The 16,064-nt window shown below is 62.6% G+C and carries 16 protein-coding genes; 7 read left to right on the top strand and 9 right to left on the bottom strand.

The window, feature by feature from the left end; genetic code table 11:
* Window positions 1-36: 36 nt before the first annotated feature.
* Together C4Q27_RS06555 and C4Q27_RS06550 are read left to right on the top strand one after the other, a co-directional pair.
* A complete protein-coding gene (locus C4Q27_RS06555; protein WP_064492402.1) occupies window positions 37-1,029 on the top strand; it encodes an NAD(P)-dependent oxidoreductase in 993 nt (330 codons plus the stop codon).
* A gap of 73 nt (window positions 1,030-1,102) precedes the next feature.
* Window positions 1,103-1,972, top strand: coding sequence for a hypothetical protein (locus C4Q27_RS06550; protein ID WP_064492403.1), 870 nt, complete (start codon window positions 1,103-1,105; stop codon window positions 1,970-1,972).
* 106 nt (window positions 1,973-2,078) lie between these two features.
* On the opposite strand, the gene C4Q27_RS06545 is transcribed toward C4Q27_RS06550, so the two are convergent.
* Window positions 2,079-3,128 carry an alkene reductase gene (locus C4Q27_RS06545; protein ID WP_010952123.1) on the bottom strand — a complete coding sequence of 350 codons (1,050 nt, stop codon included), beginning with the start codon at window positions 3,126-3,128 and terminating at the stop codon, window positions 2,079-2,081.
* A 17-nt stretch (window positions 3,129-3,145) separates the two neighbouring features.
* Window positions 3,146-3,448 (bottom strand): helix-turn-helix transcriptional regulator, encoded by a 303-nt coding sequence (locus tag C4Q27_RS06540; RefSeq protein WP_003255178.1) that lies wholly within the window; start codon window positions 3,446-3,448, stop codon window positions 3,146-3,148.
* 150 nt (window positions 3,449-3,598) lie between these two features.
* On the opposite strand from C4Q27_RS06540, the gene C4Q27_RS06535 reads away from it, so the two are divergent.
* Entirely contained in the window at window positions 3,599-4,198 is a 600-nt protein-coding gene (locus C4Q27_RS06535; protein WP_104886646.1) for an ACP phosphodiesterase, read from the top strand.
* A gap of 98 nt (window positions 4,199-4,296) precedes the next feature.
* Here C4Q27_RS06535 and C4Q27_RS06530 read toward each other — a convergent pair whose 3' ends face one another.
* A complete protein-coding gene (locus C4Q27_RS06530) occupies window positions 4,297-5,085 on the bottom strand; it encodes a lysophospholipid acyltransferase family protein (RefSeq protein WP_104886645.1) in 789 nt (262 codons plus the stop codon).
* Window positions 5,085-5,840: an L-ornithine N(alpha)-acyltransferase gene (olsB, locus tag C4Q27_RS06525; protein WP_003255175.1), complete on the bottom strand. Its 756-nt coding sequence runs from the start codon at window positions 5,838-5,840 to the stop codon at window positions 5,085-5,087. The genes C4Q27_RS06530 and olsB overlap by 1 nt, the downstream gene beginning before the upstream one ends.
* Before the next feature lie 160 nt (window positions 5,841-6,000).
* Between olsB and C4Q27_RS06520 the strand changes: the two genes are divergently transcribed.
* The 3 genes from C4Q27_RS06520 to C4Q27_RS06510 all read left to right on the top strand — a co-directional run bounded on the left by C4Q27_RS06520 (window position 6,001) and on the right by C4Q27_RS06510 (window position 9,442).
* Entirely contained in the window at window positions 6,001-6,888 is an 888-nt protein-coding gene (locus C4Q27_RS06520) for an acyl-CoA dehydrogenase (protein WP_104886644.1), read from the top strand.
* Between the two features lie 194 nt (window positions 6,889-7,082).
* The gene (locus C4Q27_RS06515) at window positions 7,083-8,024 is read left to right on the top strand and encodes an AEC family transporter (protein ID WP_049586457.1); all 942 of its coding nucleotides are present in this window, start codon (window positions 7,083-7,085) and stop codon (window positions 8,022-8,024) included.
* Between the two features lie 56 nt (window positions 8,025-8,080).
* A complete protein-coding gene (locus C4Q27_RS06510; RefSeq protein WP_003255172.1) occupies window positions 8,081-9,442 on the top strand; it encodes an amino acid permease in 1,362 nt (453 codons plus the stop codon).
* A gap of 551 nt (window positions 9,443-9,993) precedes the next feature.
* Here the strand turns inward: C4Q27_RS06510 and C4Q27_RS06500 are convergent.
* The 5 genes from C4Q27_RS06500 to gatC form a co-directional block, all read right to left on the bottom strand.
* On the bottom strand, window positions 9,994-11,037 hold the full coding sequence (locus C4Q27_RS06500) for a calcium/sodium antiporter (protein ID WP_104886643.1): 1,044 nt from the start codon (window positions 11,035-11,037) through the stop codon (window positions 9,994-9,996).
* 60 nt (window positions 11,038-11,097) lie between these two features.
* Window positions 11,098-11,472, bottom strand: a complete 375-nt coding sequence (locus C4Q27_RS06495) for a septal ring lytic transglycosylase RlpA family protein (RefSeq protein ID WP_003255170.1) — start codon at window positions 11,470-11,472, stop codon at window positions 11,098-11,100.
* A 128-nt stretch (window positions 11,473-11,600) separates the two neighbouring features.
* Window positions 11,601-13,046, bottom strand: a complete 1,446-nt coding sequence (gene gatB / locus C4Q27_RS06490; protein WP_064492409.1) for an Asp-tRNA(Asn)/Glu-tRNA(Gln) amidotransferase subunit GatB — start codon at window positions 13,044-13,046, stop codon at window positions 11,601-11,603.
* Between the two features lie 11 nt (window positions 13,047-13,057).
* Window positions 13,058-14,509, bottom strand: a complete 1,452-nt coding sequence (gene gatA, locus C4Q27_RS06485; protein ID WP_019436962.1) for an Asp-tRNA(Asn)/Glu-tRNA(Gln) amidotransferase subunit GatA — start codon at window positions 14,507-14,509, stop codon at window positions 13,058-13,060.
* Between the two features lie 15 nt (window positions 14,510-14,524).
* Window positions 14,525-14,812 (bottom strand): Asp-tRNA(Asn)/Glu-tRNA(Gln) amidotransferase subunit GatC, encoded by a 288-nt coding sequence (gene gatC, locus C4Q27_RS06480; RefSeq protein ID WP_003255165.1) that lies wholly within the window; start codon window positions 14,810-14,812, stop codon window positions 14,525-14,527.
* A gap of 205 nt (window positions 14,813-15,017) precedes the next feature.
* On the opposite strand from gatC, the gene mreB reads away from it, so the two are divergent.
* Window positions 15,018-16,055 carry a rod shape-determining protein MreB gene (mreB, locus tag C4Q27_RS06475; protein WP_003255163.1) on the top strand — a complete coding sequence of 346 codons (1,038 nt, stop codon included), beginning with the start codon at window positions 15,018-15,020 and terminating at the stop codon, window positions 16,053-16,055.
* Window positions 16,056-16,064: the final 9 nt, after the last annotated feature.

Here is a 16,064-nt window from a genome sequence, read left to right as displayed (position 1 = left end):
CAGTTGCATCTGAAATCTGGCAAGACGGAGTGTTACATGCGAATTCTGGTCACCGGCGCGAGTGGCTTCATTGGCGGGCGCTTTGCGCGTTTCGCCCTGGAGCAAGGCCTGGACGTGCGCGTCAGCGGCCGCCGTGCCGAAGGGGTCGAGCATCTGGTCAAGCGTGGCGCACAGTTCATCCCGGGCGACCTGGGTGACGCCGAGCTGGCCCGGCGTTTGTGCCAGGGTGTCGAAGCCGTGGTGCACTGCGCTGGCGCAGTGGGTAACTGGGGGCGCTATCAGGATTTCTACCAAGGCAACGTGGTGGTGACCGAGAACGTGGTCGAGGGCTGCCTGAAAGAGCACGTACGGCGCCTGGTGCATCTGTCTTCGCCGTCGATCTACTTCAATGGCCGTTCGCGTCTGGACGTCCGTGAAGACCAGGTACCGCGTCGCTTCCACGATCACTATGGGCAAACCAAGTACCTGGCCGAGCAGAAAGTGTTCGGCGCCCAGGAGTTTGGCCTTGAAGTGCTGGCGCTGCGCCCGCGCTTCGTCACCGGCGCGGGCGATGCCAGTATCTTCCCGCGGCTGATGCAGATGCAGCGCAAAGGGCGTGTGGCGATCATCGGCAACGGCCTGAACAAGGTCGATTTCACCAGTGTGCACAACCTCAACGAGGCGCTGCTAAGTGCATTGTTCGCTGATGACCGGGCGCTGGGCCAGGCTTACAACATAAGCAACGGCCAGCCACTGCCGCTGTGGGACGTGGTCAACTACGTGATGCGCCAGATGCAGCTTCCCCAGGTGACCCGCTACCGTTCCTATGGCCTTGCCTACAGCCTGGCCGCGCTGAACGAGGCGGCCTGCATGTTATGGCCAGGGCGCCCGCAACCGACCTTGTCGCGCCTGGGGATGCAGGTGATGAGCCGTGATTTCACCCTGGATATCAGCCGTGCCCGGCAGTACCTGGACTACCAGCCCAAGGTCAGCCTGTGGACGGCGGTGGATGAATTCTGCGGCTGGTGGAAGCATTTGCCGCCCGGCTGACAATGGTCATCAATGCGCTGCGCTGGCGGTTTATACTCGTGCCTCTTTGTGACTACCGCGGTTGAATGTATCCATGCGTAACCATGCTCACGATGACTTTGATGACGTGCCTGCCTTGCGGGCGGGCACCGTTGATGATGACGAACTGATGCCGGCGCATGTGATGCGCAGCCGCCAGAAAGCCGCCCGCGGGGCCAGCACGGCGCCGTTGTGGGCATTGCTCGGTGCCTCGTTCATCGCCTTGGCGGGGCTGGGCTGGTGGAGCTTCCAGCAGATCTCGCTGATGGAGCAGCAACTGGTGGCGACCCAGGAAAGCTTTGCCCGCATCAGTGAAGAGGCGGCTGGCCGCCTTCAGGCAATCAGTGGCAAGGTGGCGGCCAGTGAGTCTGGCGCCACTACCAGCAGCGAGGCATTGAAGCTACAGCTGCGCCAGTTGCAGCAGGGTGTTGCCGGGCAGACCGGCGACCTGGGCAAGCGTCTGGAGCAGGTGCTGGCCGATACCCGAGAACAGCAGAAGGCTGTGACCGAGCTGCAAAGCCAGTTGCAGGCGCAACTGAAGCTGGTGAATGGCGAGTTGGCGGCGCTGCGTTCGGGCCAGGTCGATGGTGGCAAGCTGGATGCCCAGTTGAAGAGCCTGAGCGAGCAGGTTGCCGCGCTGAAGGCCTCACAGGTGGATGGCGCTCAGCTGGACGGCCAGCTCAAGAGTTTGGGTAGCGAGGTGGCGGCCTTGAAGAAACAGGGCAACCCGAGCGCTGACATTCAGAGCCTGCAGCAGGACATGCTGGTTTTGAAGAGCCAGGTCGACAACCGCCCGGCTGCGGCGTCATCCGGTGGTGCTTCGGTGCAGGAGTTCGATGCCTTCCGTGCGCAGATGACGCGTAACCTGAATACGCTGCAGAGCCAGATTCAGAACCTGCAGCAACAGATCAACGCCCGTCCGTGACATCAGCTGAGCCTTGTTCGCGGGCAAGCCCGCTCCCACAGGATCAAGCGCAGCTTTCAAGCCTGTCGCTGTACCGGTGGTGGGCATGCCCGCGAATGGCCCTCAATCACAACCGCGGATAATCGATGTAACCCACCGGCCCCTTGCCATAGAAGGTTTCGGGATGTGCCTCGTTCAACGGCGCATCCGCTGCCAGCCGTGCCGGCAGGTCGGGGTTGGCGATGAACGGCACACCAAACGCCACGGCATCCGCTTTGCCACTGGCCAAGGCCGCATTGGCACTGGCCTTGTCGAACCGCTCGTTGACGATGTACGGGCCACCGAATGCCTCTTTGATCAGCGGCCCGATGCTGTCGTCGGCTTCCCGTTCTCGTGAGCAGATGAAGGCGATGCCGCGCTTGCCCAGCTCTCGGGCCACATAGGTGAAGGTCTCGGCGCGGTCGGCGTCGCCCATGTCGTGGGCGTCGGCACGCGGTGCCAGGTGCACACCTACGCGCTGTGCGCCCCACACTTCAATGGCCGCATCGGTCACCTCCAGCAACAGGCGCGCGCGGTTTTCCAGCGAGCCACCGTAACGGTCGGTGCGCTGGTTGGTGCTGCTTTGCAGGAACTGGTCGAGCAGGTAACCGTTGGCGCCATGGATCTCCACACCATCGAAACCGGCAGCCTTGGCATTTTCGGCGCCACTGCGGTAGGCCTCGACGATGTCGTTGATTTCTTCGGTTTCCAGCGCCCGTGGGGTAGGGTAGTCACTCAGTGGGCGCACCAGGCTCACATGGCCCTTGGGCTGGATCGCGCTGGGGGCCACAGGCAGTTCGCCATTCAGATAGCTGGGGTGGGAGATACGACCCACGTGCCACAGCTGCAGGAAAATGCGACCGCCCGCAGCATGCACGGCCTTTGTCACGTTGTTCCAGCCACGTACCTGTTCATCGTTCCAGATGCCGGGGGTATCTGGGTAGCCGACGCCCATGGGGCTGACCGAAGTCGCTTCGCTGAGGATCAGCCCGGCGCTGGCACGTTGTACGTAGTATTCGGCCATCAGCGCATTGGGCACGCGGCCTTCATCGGCGCGGCAGCGGGTGAGCGGGGCCATGATGATACGGTTGGGCAGTTGCAGGTCGCCCAGTTTGATCGGATCGAAAAGTGTGGTCATAGCGGTTACCTGCCTTGTCAAAGTGCTTGGCGCAGTTGTTCGAGGAACGCCTGGATGGTGGCTTCGTCGCGTTTGAAGAAGTGCCATTGGCCAATCTTCTGGCTGCTGATCAGCCCGGCGCGCTGCAACGTGGCCAGGTGGGCAGAGACGGTCGACTGCGACAGGCCGCAGCGTTGGTCGATTTGCCCCGCACACACACCGTTTTCGGTGCTGTGGTACTGGTCCGGAAACTGGGTTGCCGGGTCTTTCAGCCAGCTGAGAATTTCTCGCCTGACCGGGTGGGCCAGTGCTTTTATGATTTCGTCGAGATCGAGTGGCATGGTTTGAGGCTCGTTGTAGCGGTATATCGCGATAGGCCGAAATATAATTCGCTGAATTCCGATATACAAATACGAAGGCGTTCTGAGCTGAGCGCGAATCGATATATCGCGTTATAACGATATGCTGGGTGGCGATGCTAGACTGCGCTCATGAACTACCTCGCACACTTGCACCTGGGCGGCCCGGCGCCGCAACAACTGCTTGGCAGCCTGTATGGCGACTTTGTCAAAGGCTCCTTGGAAGGGCGCTTTCCGCCTGCGCTGGAGGCGGCCATCCGACTGCACCGGCATATCGACAGTTACACTGACCAGCATCCGGTGGTGCTGGCGGCTCTGGCACGTTTTCCGCGCGAGCGGCGGCGCTTTGCCGGCATCGTCCTGGATGTGTTTTTCGACCATTGCCTGGCACGGCACTGGGGCAACTACGCCGATCAGCCGCTGGAGCAGTTCACTGGCGCGTTTTATCGGGTATTGCTGGCAGAGCCCGAGCTGCCTGGGCGGCTGGCGCGGATTGCGCCGTTCATGGCAGCGGATGACTGGCTAGGGGCGTATGGCGATTTCGACACGCTGGAGCAGGTGTTCAACGGCATTGCCCGGCGCTTGTCACGGCCTGAGGGGATGGCCGGGGTGATGGTGGAACTGGAGCGACTGTATGAGCCGCTGCTGGCGGATTTTCGCGAGTTCTACCCGCAGTTGCAGGCGTTTGCGGCGGTAGGGCGGATGTCTGACAGGTTAGAGGTGTGTGGGTGATACTGGCCCCTTCGCGGGTAAACCCGCTCCTACGGGCAATGCGCTCGGTGTAGGAGCGGGTTCACCCGCGAAAGGGCCAGAACAGGCAGTACACGCATTCAGGCAGCCCGCGCCTGCCGACGTGGCGCCATCTCCACGTCTTCAACCCCGAACAGCGCCAGGTGAATCGCCTGTTGTGCCTGCAACGCCAGCACCGCACGTTCCTTGCCCACGCTACCTATTGGCTGCAGCAGGTGGATGCACACCTCGCCCCGCGGCAGGGCGAACAGGCGCATAAGGTGGGACACCAGGTCGTCCTCACCAATGAACGGCGCTACCGGGTCGATCCGGCCATCACGCAGGTACTGGATAGCGACTGGCTGCACTGCCACGCCACGGTCGATGGCACCTGCAAGCAGGCGGCCATGAAAGGTGCGCAACGTGCGGCCGCTGGTAGTGGTGCCTTCGGGGAAGATCAACAGCGGACGAGCCAGCCCCAGTTGCCCGGCGATCTGTTCGCGCAGGCGCTGACTGTCGCCACCACCACGGCGAATGAACAGCGTGCCGGCCTTTTCCGCCAGCCAGCCGGCCACCGGCCAGTGGCGCACTTCGGCCTTGGACAGGAAAGACAGCGGCGTGAGCATGCCAAGCAGGGGGATGTCGGTCCAGGAAACATGGTTGCTGACCCACAGCATCGGCCGCTGCGGAAGTTCGCCGACTACCTTGACGTCGAAGGGCAGGGCAGCGACCAGGCGCTTCATGAACAGGCAAGTCCAGCGCTGGCGCCGTTCGATCGGCGCCTTGAAGCCCAAGCGTTCGCCCAAGGCGATAATGCTGGCCATCAGCATGCCCTGCGCCAGCACCAGCAGCAGTCGGATGAGGCGGGCCAGTACCCGCAACTTGGGCATCAGACCGCCGCCTTGAAGTGGCGGGCGTAGCGTGGGCACAGCTCGTCGCGTTTGAGCAGGATGAACACGTCTGCCACCTGGAAGTCTTCGTCCCAGCATGGCTCGCCGCAAATCTTCGCGCCCAGGCGCATATAGGCCTTGAGCAGCGGTGGCATTTCGGCAATGACGTTGTTGGGCAGGGCCAGTTTCGGCAGTGGGTTCTTCGGCTCGGCACGCAGGTGTTCGGTGCACAGGTAACGTTCACGCAGGCGCTGCATCACTGCATGGGCCTGCACGCCGCCGTCCTGCATGGGGATACTGGCGCAGCCCATCAGATAGCTGTAGCGGCCCTCGTTGAGCACCTCGGCCAGTTCGCCCCAGAGCACGGCGATGGTACCGCCGTTGCGGTAGTCGGGGGCGACGCAGGTACGGCCCAGTTCGAGGATCGGGCCTTGCAGCTGCAACAGGCCGTGCAGGCTGAATTCTTCTTCGCTGTAGAAACGGCCCAGGCTACTGGCGGCCTGGTGATCGAGCAGGCGGGTGGTGGCAACCAGTTCGCCGGTGCTCAGGTCGCGTACACCAATGTGGCGGCAGTGCACGTCGTAGTCGTCCATGTCCAGGCCCTGCTCGGCACCTTTGAGCTTGGCCTTGAATTCTGCGCTGAATACGGTGTAGCGCAGAGCCTGGGCTTCTTGCAACGCCGCGGCGCCAACCAGGCGTTCGGCTTGCAGACGGCGTTCGGTGCTGTAGTCGCCAGCGGTAGCGATCCGAGTCATTACGAGTCTCCATAAGCCAGCCAAGAAGGGTTGCGGCCGGTCGGCTTTGTTGTGCAAAGTCAGCCTAGGTAGACCCAGTGTCACCCCTGTGAATGTTTGGTGATGCTTGCGTGACACACCCTGAGCCTTAACTGAAAGCCCTCCAGCAAGGAGCTGTTCCATGGCCTGGTTGCAACGACTCAACGATCCGCTTCGCCTCGCGCCGACAGGCACCCTGGGCGAAACCTACGCCGCGCTGCTTGAGCGCCTCGGCCCGGTTGCCCCGTTCGAACTGGCGGTACTGGGTGGGTGTGCAATGGCCACCCCGGGCCTGGCCTTCCTGGTGGGTTACCAGGCCGCCCTTCGCGTGCTGTGGCCCAGTGCGCCGCACAGCCTTGGCGCCTTGTGTGCCACCGAGCGGCGCAGCGTGCGGCCTGCAGACATGCACACACGGCTGGACGCTCTGCGGCTGTCGGGCTGCAAAGACTTCGTTACCGCAGGCCTGGAGGCGGAGTGGTTGCTGGTGGCGGCGCGTAGCGAAGCGGCTGGCGCGGCGCCGCAACTGAGCCTGGCGGTGGTCTATCCCGGGGAGCCGGGGGTGACACTGGAGCCATTGCCGACCCTGCCGCTGATGCCGGAAGTCGGGCACGCCCGGCTGCTGCTGGAGCAGGCATCGTGCGAGTTGCTGGCCGGTGACGGCTGGGATGCCTACGTGAAGCCGTTCCGTTCGCTGGAGGATTTGTATGTGCTCGCGGCGCTGACCGCCTGGTTGTATGGCGTTGGGCAGGAGTGCGCCTGGCCGCAGGGGCTGCGCCTGCAGTTGCTTGGGCTGTTGGCCGGCTGCGCCGAGGGTAGCCGCCAGTGTGCCGATAGCATGGGTTGTCACTTGTTGCTTGGCGGGTTGTTTGCGCAGTTCCAGGCCTTGCGGGGGGAGATCGATGCGGCGTTGGCGACAGGGCCGGTGCACTGGGCGCAAATCTGGCAGCGTGACCAAGGGGTGATGGCACTGGCGGCGTCGGCGCGGGAGAAGCGGCTGAACAAGGCGTGGGCTGCTGCGGGCTTTTCGTGAATGGCTGACAGGTTTGTGTGAACCGATGAATCGCGGCGTGGTACCTGTGGGGGGCGGGGTTAGGTGCAAAGCGGCCGGTACTGGCAGCAGAAAACCTGAAAGACATTTCCTTTTATCGCGCTTGATCCCCGCAAATCCCAGCCGTTGACGTATCATTGGCCGCCTGACGGCAACCCCTCCAGGATCGCTTGCGCATGCTCGCCCTTCTTATCCAGACCCTGAACATCACGGCACCGGTTTTCGCCATGCTGTTCATGGGCGTCCTGCTCAAACGCATTCACTTGATCGACGACAACTTCAACCGCGTCGCCTCGCAGCTGGTATTCAACGTCTGCATGCCGGCGCTGCTCTTCCTCGGCATCTACCACGCCGACCTGGCCGCAGCGGTCAAGCCCGGTGTCATCCTGTATTTCATCGTCGCCACCCTGGTCGGTTTCGCCATTGCCTGGGGCATGGCCATCTGGCGCAGCCCGATGGCCGACCGGGGCATCTATACCCAGGGCGCCTTCCGCGGCAACAACGGTGTGATCGGCCTGGCTCTGGCCGCCAGCCTGTACGGTGACTATGGCATTTCCCTGGGGGCGGTACTCGCAGGCCTGGTCATCCTCATGTACAACTCGCTGTCAGCGGTGGTACTGGCGGTGTACAGCCCGGACCTCAAGTCCGATCCGTGGAGCATCTGCAAGAGCATTTTCAGCAACCCGCTGATCATCAGCGTGCTGGTGGCCGCGCCCATGGCTTACGGCCAGGTGCCGCTGCCCAACTGGCTACTGACCTCGGGCGACTACCTGGCACAGATGACCCTGCCGCTGGCGCTGATCTGTATCGGCGGCACGCTGTCGCTGGCAGCGCTGCGTAACTGTGGTCGGCTGGCCATCGATGCCAGCTTCGTGAAAATGCTCTGGCTGCCGCTGCTCGGCACCCTTGGGGCTTGGTTGTGCGGGTTTCGCGGGGCGGAGCTGGGCATCCTGTTCCTGTACATAGGCAGCCCGACCGCTGCGGCCAGCTACGTGATGGCGCGGGCAGCCAACGGCAATCATGAACTGGCTGCGTCGATCATCGTGATTACCACGCTAATGGCGGCGATCACCACCAACATTGGTATTTTCATCTTGCAGTGGGGCGGATGGATCTAGATCCTTGACTGCAAATAACAGCAACAACACTGCCTCACTGAGCTAAAGGACACTTCATGCAAGACCAGAGCACGCCCGAGCGGTTACAGCGCGGGCTGAAGAATCGCCATATCCAGCTGATCGCGCTGGGCGGGGCCATCGGTACCGGGTTGTTCCTGGGCATTGCCCAGACCATCCAGTTGGCCGGCCCCTCCGTGTTGCTGGGCTACGCCATCGCCGGCCTGATGGCCTTCCTGATCATGCGCCAGCTGGGTGAAATGGTGGTGGAAGAGCCGGTCGCCGGCAGCTTCAGCCACTTCGCCCACCAATACTGGAGCGAGTTTGCCGGCTTTGTCTCAGGCTGGAATTACTGGGTGGTGTACGTGCTGGTCGGCATGGCCGAGCTGACGGCGGTCGGTATCTACGTGCAGTACTGGTGGCCGGACTTCCCCACCTGGGCCACGGCGGCGATTTTCTTCGTGGTGATCAACCTGATCAACCTGACCCAGGTAAAGGTCTATGGCGAGATGGAGTTCTGGTTCGCCCTGGTCAAGGTGGTAGCCATCGTCAGCATGATCGGCTTTGGTGCCTGGTTGCTGGGTAGCGGTCATGGTGGCCCGGATGCCAGCGTGGCCAACCTGTGGCAGTACGGCGGCTTCTTCCCTAACGGCGTCACGGGTCTGGTAATGGCCCTGGCGGTGATCATGTTCTCGTTCGGTGGCCTGGAGTTGGTCGGCATCACGGCTGCCGAGGCTGACAACCCGCGCGAGAGCATCCCCAAGGCCACCAACCAGGTGGTGTACCGTATCCTGATTTTCTACATCGGTGCCTTGGCAGTGCTGTTGTCGCTGTACCCTTGGCAGAAGGTGGTGCAGGGCGGCAGCCCGTTCGTGATGATCTTCCACGAACTGGACAGCGACCTGGTGGCGACCATCCTCAATATCGTGGTGCTGACGGCTGCGCTCTCGGTGTACAACAGCTGTGTGTACGCCAATAGCCGTATGCTGTTCGGCCTGGCCAGCCAGGGCGATGCGCCGCGTCAGTTGCTGAAGGTAAGCCGTAGCGGCGTGCCGCTGACCGCGCTGGCCGTGTCGGCCTTTGCAACCGGCCTGTGCGTGCTGATCAATTACCTGATGCCGGGCGGGGCCTTTGGCTTGCTGATGGCGTTGGCAGTGTCCGCGTTGGTGATCAACTGGGCGAGCATCAGCATTACCCACCTCAAATTCCGCAAGGCCAAGCTGGCCGCCGGGATCACCCCCTTCTACAAAAGCCTGGGTCACCCACTGACCAACTACCTGTGCCTGGCGTTCATCGTGCTGATCCTGGTGGTGATGTACCTGACGCCGCCGATTCGCATCTCGGTAATGCTGATCCCGGCATGGATCGCTGTGCTGTGGGTGGCTTTCAAGCTGAAGAAGGCTCGCCAGGCCAAGGGCTGATCGGGTTTGTTCGTAAGGGGTATGCCGTTAGGTTTTCGGTGCCTGTGAGATCGAGCGCCGCCCGTGCGGCGCTTCGCGGGTAAACCCGCTCCTACGTTTGTTTCGGGCCAGTCCGTCCTGTGCCAGGCGCGCGCGACCGCCTTGTTTGTACGACGCAATATCGAGGCATGCGCCAAAGCGTTCGCGCGCAAATTCCACAGGAATAATTGGCCCGAAACAAACCGTTCTGTGCCAGGCACGCGCGACCGCCTTGTTTGTACGACGCGATTCGAGGCATGCGCCAAAGCGTTCGCACGTAAATCCCGCAGGAATAATTGGCCCGAAACAAACCTTTCTGTGCCAGGCGCGCGCGACCGCCTTGTTTGTACGACGCGATATCGAGGCATGCGCCAAAGCGTTCGCGCGCAAATCCCGCAGGAATAATTGGCCCGAAACAAACGTAGGAGCGGGTTTACCCGCGAAGCGCCGCGCGGGCGGCGCTCGATCTCACAGGCGATGAAAGCCTAACGGCATGCGTCTGGCGGCCCTGACGCGTGCCCCTTCCATGCCCCTCAATGCTGCCTCCGCCAGGCACGCACGGTGGTGTACAGCAACACCGTAGCGAGCACGGGCAGTACATAGAACAGCATCAATCGCTCCAGGCGGCCAGCCAGCGGCATACCCATGGTAAAAGCCGCCACATGAAGGCCGTAGGCCAGGTACAGGCAAAGAAACACCAGGCCTTCTGCGCGAGTGATGCGGTAACCGGAATAGAACACTGGCAGGCTCAGGACAGAAACGCCGAGCATTACAGGCAGATCGAAAGACAGCGCGTTAGGCGAGATCGACAGGGGTTCTGGGGTGATCAGTGCGGTCAGGCCCAGTACAGCCAGCAGGTTGAACAGGTTACTGCCGATCACCGTGCCCACGGCGATCTCCCGTTCGCCACGCAAGGCGGCGATCAGCGCAGCGGCCAGTTCCGGCAGGGAGGTGCAGATGGCGACGACCGTCAGGCCGATAATACGCTCGGACAGGCCCAGGTCGGTGGCCACCTCGATGGCAGCTTCCAGTAGCAAGTGGCCCGCCAGGCTCAGCAGGCCAAGGCCGACCAGAATCTGCAACAGTGTACCTGACCAGAAGCGCCCGGCCCCGGACCTGGCGGCGTCCGGGGCAGGGTAGGTGCGTGCGTAATGGCGCGACTGATGCCAGAGCATTGCCAGGTAACCGGCCAGCCCCAGCAATAGCAGTGCCCCTTCAACCCTGCCCAGGTGGGCATTGGCGGACAGTGCATACACCAGCCCGCTGGCAAGGATCATCAAAGGAATGTCCAGGCGCACCAGCTGGCGTGACACCCGCAGCGGGATGATCAGCGCGGCCAGGCCGAGAATGACCAGTACGTTGAAGATGTTGCTGCCGATCACGCTGCCTACTGCCACATCCGGCGCACCCTGGTAGGCGGCCTGCAGGCTTACGGTCAATTGTGGCGCGGTACTGCCGAAGGCCACCAGGCTCAGGCCTATGATCAGCGGGCGCACGTGCAGGCGCTGCGCCAGGCGCAAGGCGGAGCGCACCAGTAGCTCGGCGCCGCCGACCAGCAACAGCAGGGCAACGCCCATTTGCAGCAGGCTAAAAGTGGGAAGGGTGGCCAGGTCGAAAATGGTCGGACTCCTGTCGCGTCAGTCGCTAAGCCCTTGTACTCGCACGCGCGCTGTTCCGCTACGGAGCATGCCGATTTTTTCCGCTGCTGCGCGAGACAGGTCGATCAGGCGGCCGCGGGTGTGCGGGCCACGGTCGTTGATGCGTACCACCACACTGCGCTGATTGGCCATGTTGGTCACCCGTACACGTGTGCCGAAGGGCAGGCTGCGGTGGGCGGCGGTAAGGCCGTGCTGGTTGAACGGTTCGCCACTGGCGGTGCGTTTGCCATGGTGGCGCGAGCCGTAGTAGGAAGCGGTGCCCGTCTGGTCGTAGCCGCGCGGGTCGATGTCATGGCTGGCGCAGCCGGCCAGGAAAGAAAACAGGGCGAGGGTGCCGAGGGAACGTTTTAGCAAGTCAGGTGCTCTCCGGTGCGACCATTCGCGGGTAAATCCGCTCCTACAGTGAAAACGCTGGCTTGTGTAGGAGCGGCTTCAGCCGCGAACGAGGGCGAAGCCCTCGCAGCATTACAGGGGTAAAACCATCACCCTTCGAGCTTGGCCTTGAGCAATTGGTTCACCTGCCCCGGGTTGGCCTTGCCTTTGGAGGCTTTCATGGCCTGGCCGACGAAGAAGCCGAACATCTTGCCGCGCTTGGCCTCATCGGCTGCGCGATACTGTTCGACCTGCTCGGCATTGGCTGCCAGCATTTCGTCGAGCATCTTGTCGATCGCACCCGTGTCGGTAACCTGTTTCAGGCCTTTGCTCTCGATGATGCTGTCGGCATCGCCTTCACCGGCGGCCATGGCCTCGAACACGGTTTTGGCAATCTTGCCGCTGATGGTGTTGTCACGAATGCGCAGCAGCATGCCGCCCAGTTGCGCGGCGCTGACCGGCGCCTGATCGATTTCGACACCCAGCTTGTTCAGCAGGCTACCCAGTTCGACCATGACCCAGTTGGCCGCCAGCTTGGCATCACCACCGATCTTCACCACTTGTTCAAAGTAGTCTGCCTGTTCGCGGCTGGAGGCCAATACGTTGGCGTCGTAGGCCGACAGGCCGTACTGAGTCTGGAAGCGCTCGACCTTCTGTGGCGGCAGCTCCGGCAGGCCGGCGCGGATGGTTTCGAGGAAGCTGTCCTCGATGACCACCGGCAGCAGGTCGGGGTCGGGGAAGTAACGGTAGTCGTTGGCTTCCTCTTTGCTGCGCATGGAGCGGGTTTCGTCCTTGTTCGGGTCGTACAGGCGGGTTTCCTGCACCACTTTGCCACCGTCTTCGATCAGGTCGATCTGGCGCTGGATTTCGCTGTTGATCGCGCGCTCGATGAAGCGGAACGAGTTGACGTTCTTGATTTCACAGCGAGTGCCGAACTCGGTCTGGCCTTTCGGGCGGATCGATACGTTGCAGTCGCAGCGCAGCGAACCTTCGGCCATGTTGCCGTCACAGATGCCCAGGTAGCGCACCAGCGCGTGGATCGCCTTGACGTAAGCCACGGCTTCCTTGGCGCTGCGCATGTCAGGCTCGGAGACGATTTCCAGCAGCGGGGTGCCGGCACGGTTCAGGTCGATGCCGGTGGAACCACTGAAGTCTTCGTGCAGGCTCTTGCCGGCGTCTTCTTCCAGGTGCGCGCGGGTTACACCGATGCGCTTGATGGTGCCGTCTTCCAGCGCGATGTCCAGGTGACCCTTGCCGACGATCGGCAGGTCCATCTGGCTGATCTGGTAGCCCTTGGGCAGGTCGGGGTAGAAGTAGTTCTTGCGTGCGAACACGTTGCGCTTGCCGATCTCGGCATCGATGGCCAGGCCGAACATGCACGCCATGCGCACGGCTTGCTCGTTCAGCACCGGCAATACGCCGGGCATGCCCAGGTCAACCAGGCTGGCCTGAGTATTCGGCTCGGAGCCAAAGGTGGTAGCGCTGCCGGAGAAGATCTTCGACTGGGTGGCGAGCTGAGTGTGGATTTCCAGCCCGATCACAACTTCCCATTGCATGTGTGAATTCCTCAGAAGCCATTGGGGGCGCGGGTATGCCAGTCGGTCACCTGTTGGTAGCGGTGCGCGACGTTGAGCAGGCGGCCTTCCTGGAAGTACGGCGCCAGCAGTTGCACGCCGACCGGCAGGCCGTCGACGAAGCCCGCAGGCATCGACAGGCCTGGCAGGCCCGCCAGGTTGGCGGTGATGGTGTAGACGTCTTCGAGATAGGCGGCAACCGGGTCGCTGCTCTTGGCGCCAAGCTTCCAGGCCGGGTTTGGCGTGGTCGGGCCGAGAATCAGGTCGACATCGTTGAAGGCGGCCATGAAGTCGTTCTTGATCAGGCGGCGGATTTGCTGCGCCTTCACGTAATAGGCGTCGTAGTAACCAGCCGACAGGGCGTAGGTGCCGACCATGATGCGGCGCTGTACTTCAACGCCGAACCCTTCGCCGCGTGAGCGCTTGTACAGGTCGGTGAGGTCTTTCGGCTCTTCACAGCGGTAGCCGAAGCGTACGCCGTCGAAACGCGACAGGTTGGAAGAGGCTTCAGCCGGAGCGATCACGTAGTAGGCCGGAATGGCATGCTGCATGTTCGGCAGGCTGATTTCCTTGACCACTGCACCGAGCTTTTCCAGCTCCTTGACGCTGGCCTGGACCAGGTCGGCGATGCGTGGGTCGAGGCCGGCACCGAAGTACTCTTTCGGCAGGCCGATGCGCAGGCCTTGCAGCGAAGCGTTCAGGCTGGCGCTGTAGTCCGGCACCGGTTCTTCGATGCTGGTGGAGTCCTTGGCGTCGAAACCGGCCATACCTTGCAGCAGCAGCGCGCAGTCCTCGGCGGTGCGGGCCAGCGGGCCGCCCTGGTCGAGGCTGGAGGCGTAGGCGATCATGCCCCAGCGCGACACACGACCGTACGTCGGCTTGAGGCCGGTGAGGTTGGTCAGTGCCGCTGGCTGGCGGATCGAGCCGCCGGTGTCGGTGCCCGTGGTGGCGGGCAGCAGGCGCGCGGCCACGGCAGCGGCCGAACCACCGGACGATCCGCCCGGAACGTGCTCGAGGTTCCACGGGTTCTTCACCGCGCCGTAATGGCTGGATTCGTTGGCCGAACCCATGGCGAATTCGTCCATGTTGGTCTTGCCCAGGGTGACCATGCCGGCTTCGGCCAGCTTGGCGACCACGGTGGCGTCATAGGGCGCCTTGAAGTTGTCGAGCATCTTCGAGCCGCAGCTGGTGCGTACGCCGTTGGTGCAGAACAGGTCTTTGTGAGCGATCGGTGCGCCCAGCAGCGCGCCGGTTTCGCCCGCGGCGCGACGGGCATCGGCGGCACGCGCCTGGCCCAGGGCCAGGTCTTCGGTGACGCTGATGAAGCTGTTGATCTGTGGGTCGAGCTGCTTGATGCGCGCCAGCAGCGTGCCGGTCAGCTCTTCGGAAGAAAACGATTTGTCGGCGAGTCCGCGGGCGATCTCGGCCAGGGTCAATTGATGCATGGCAGGCTCTATCCCTTACTCGATGACTTTGGGAACCAGGTACAGACCGCTTTCGGTCGACGGCGCGATGGCCTGGTAGGCATCGCGCTGGTTGCTTTCGGTGACTTGGTCAGGACGCAGGCGCTGGCTGGCCTCCAGCGGGTGGGCCAGGGGCTCGATGCCAGTGGTATCGACCGCTTGCATCTGGTCGACCAGGCCGAGAATGCTGTTCAGGGCGTCGGTAATGCGTGGCAGTTCGCCATCATTCAGGCCCAGGCGGGCCAGATGGGCGATCTTTTCCACGTCGCAGCGTTCAAGCGCCATGAGGATCTCCAAGGGAAACAAAGAACGGAATTTGGGTCCGCGGTGAGGAACATGTCAGCTTTCTGGCGGTCTAACGGCCGCGAAATTCTGCTGGCGTGCTCGGAAAAACAGCCAATTTAACATATTGGCTCCTTGCCCAAAATCCCTGCCATTGTTAGAGTTTGCCGCACTTTTTTACCCACGCTTTCCCCAGGGTCACTTTCCCATGTTCAAGAAACTGCGTGGCATGTTTTCCAGCGATCTTTCTATCGACCTGGGTACTGCCAACACCCTTATTTACGTGCGTGAGCGCGGTATCGTCCTGAATGAGCCCTCGGTTGTTGCCATCCGTACCCATGGCAACCAGAAAAGCGTCGTCGCCGTCGGTACCGAAGCCAAACGCATGCTGGGCCGTACGCCCGGCAACATTGCAGCCATTCGTCCGATGAAGGACGGCGTCATTGCCGACTTCAGCGTCTGCGAAAAAATGTTGCAATATTTTATCAACAAGGTTCACGAGAACAGCTTCCTGCAGCCGAGCCCGCGCGTGCTGATCTGCGTGCCGTGCAAGTCGACCCAGGTCGAGCGCCGCGCCATCCGCGAGTCGGCCCTCGGCGCGGGTGCCCGTGAAGTGTTCCTGATCGAAGAGCCGATGGCCGCTGCCATCGGTGCAGGCCTGCCGGTTGAAGAGGCCCGCGGTTCGATGGTCGTCGATATCGGTGGCGGTACCACTGAAATCGCCCTGATCTCGCTGAACGGCGTGGTCTATGCCGAGTCCGTCCGCGTTGGCGGTGACCGCTTCGACGAAGCCATCGTGACCTACGTGCGCCGCAACTACGGCAGCTTGATCGGCGAATCCACCGCCGAACGTATCAAGCAGGAAATCGGCACTGCCTACCCAGGTGGCGAAGTACGTGAAGTCGACGTGCGTGGTCGTAACCTGGCCGAAGGTGTACCGCGTGCCTTCACCCTGAACTCCAACGAAGTGCTCGAAGCGCTGCAGGAATCGCTGGCGACCATCGTCCAGGCGGTCAAGAGCGCCCTCGAGCAATCGCCGCCGGAACTCGCCTCGGACATCGCCGAGCGCGGCCTGGTGCTGACCGGTGGTGGTGCGCTGCTGCGTGACCTCGACAAACTGCTGGCCCAGGAAACCGGCCTGCCGGTGATCGTCGCCGAGGACCCGCTGACCTGCGTCGCCCGTGGCGGCGGTCGCGCCCTGGAGATGATGGACAAGCACGCGATGGACCTGCTCTCCAGCGAGTGATCCCGCTCG

It is taken from the genome of Pseudomonas sp. SWI36 (assembly GCF_002948105.1).
GTDB lineage: Bacteria > Pseudomonadota > Gammaproteobacteria > Pseudomonadales > Pseudomonadaceae > Aquipseudomonas > Aquipseudomonas alloputida.
Note: the sequence above shows the minus strand (reverse complement) of the source record. Positions and strands in the feature narration are given on the sequence as shown.

Excerpts from the sequence above, each read along its gene's own strand:
- gatB (WP_064492409.1), bottom strand. The coding sequence starts at position 13,046 with ATGCAATGGGAAGTTGTGATCGGGCTGGAAATCCACACTCAGCTCGCC.
- gatC (WP_003255165.1), bottom strand. The coding sequence starts at position 14,812 with ATGGCGCTTGAACGCTGCGACGTGGAAAAGATCGCCCATCTGGCCCGC.
- C4Q27_RS06500 (WP_104886643.1), bottom strand. The coding sequence starts at position 11,037 with ATGGGCGTTGCCCTGCTGTTGCTGGTCGGCGGCGCCGAGCTACTGGTG.
- C4Q27_RS06510 (WP_003255172.1), top strand. The coding sequence starts at position 8,081 with ATGCAAGACCAGAGCACGCCCGAGCGGTTACAGCGCGGGCTGAAGAAT.
- C4Q27_RS06540 (WP_003255178.1), bottom strand. The coding sequence starts at position 3,448 with ATGCCACTCGATCTCGACGAAATCATAAAAGCACTGGCCCACCCGGTC.
- C4Q27_RS06515 (WP_049586457.1), top strand. The coding sequence starts at position 7,083 with ATGCTCGCCCTTCTTATCCAGACCCTGAACATCACGGCACCGGTTTTC.
- C4Q27_RS06535 (WP_104886646.1), top strand. The coding sequence starts at position 3,599 with ATGAACTACCTCGCACACTTGCACCTGGGCGGCCCGGCGCCGCAACAA.
- gatA (WP_019436962.1), bottom strand. The coding sequence starts at position 14,509 with ATGCATCAATTGACCCTGGCCGAGATCGCCCGCGGACTCGCCGACAAA.
- olsB (WP_003255175.1), bottom strand. The coding sequence starts at position 5,840 with ATGACTCGGATCGCTACCGCTGGCGACTACAGCACCGAACGCCGTCTG.
- C4Q27_RS06550 (WP_064492403.1), top strand. The coding sequence starts at position 1,103 with ATGCGTAACCATGCTCACGATGACTTTGATGACGTGCCTGCCTTGCGG.
- mreB (WP_003255163.1), top strand. The coding sequence starts at position 15,018 with ATGTTCAAGAAACTGCGTGGCATGTTTTCCAGCGATCTTTCTATCGAC.
- C4Q27_RS06545 (WP_010952123.1), bottom strand. The coding sequence starts at position 3,128 with ATGACCACACTTTTCGATCCGATCAAACTGGGCGACCTGCAACTGCCC.
- C4Q27_RS06555 (WP_064492402.1), top strand. The coding sequence starts at position 37 with ATGCGAATTCTGGTCACCGGCGCGAGTGGCTTCATTGGCGGGCGCTTT.
- C4Q27_RS06530 (WP_104886645.1), bottom strand. The coding sequence starts at position 5,085 with ATGCCCAAGTTGCGGGTACTGGCCCGCCTCATCCGACTGCTGCTGGTG.
- C4Q27_RS06520 (WP_104886644.1), top strand. The coding sequence starts at position 6,001 with ATGGCCTGGTTGCAACGACTCAACGATCCGCTTCGCCTCGCGCCGACA.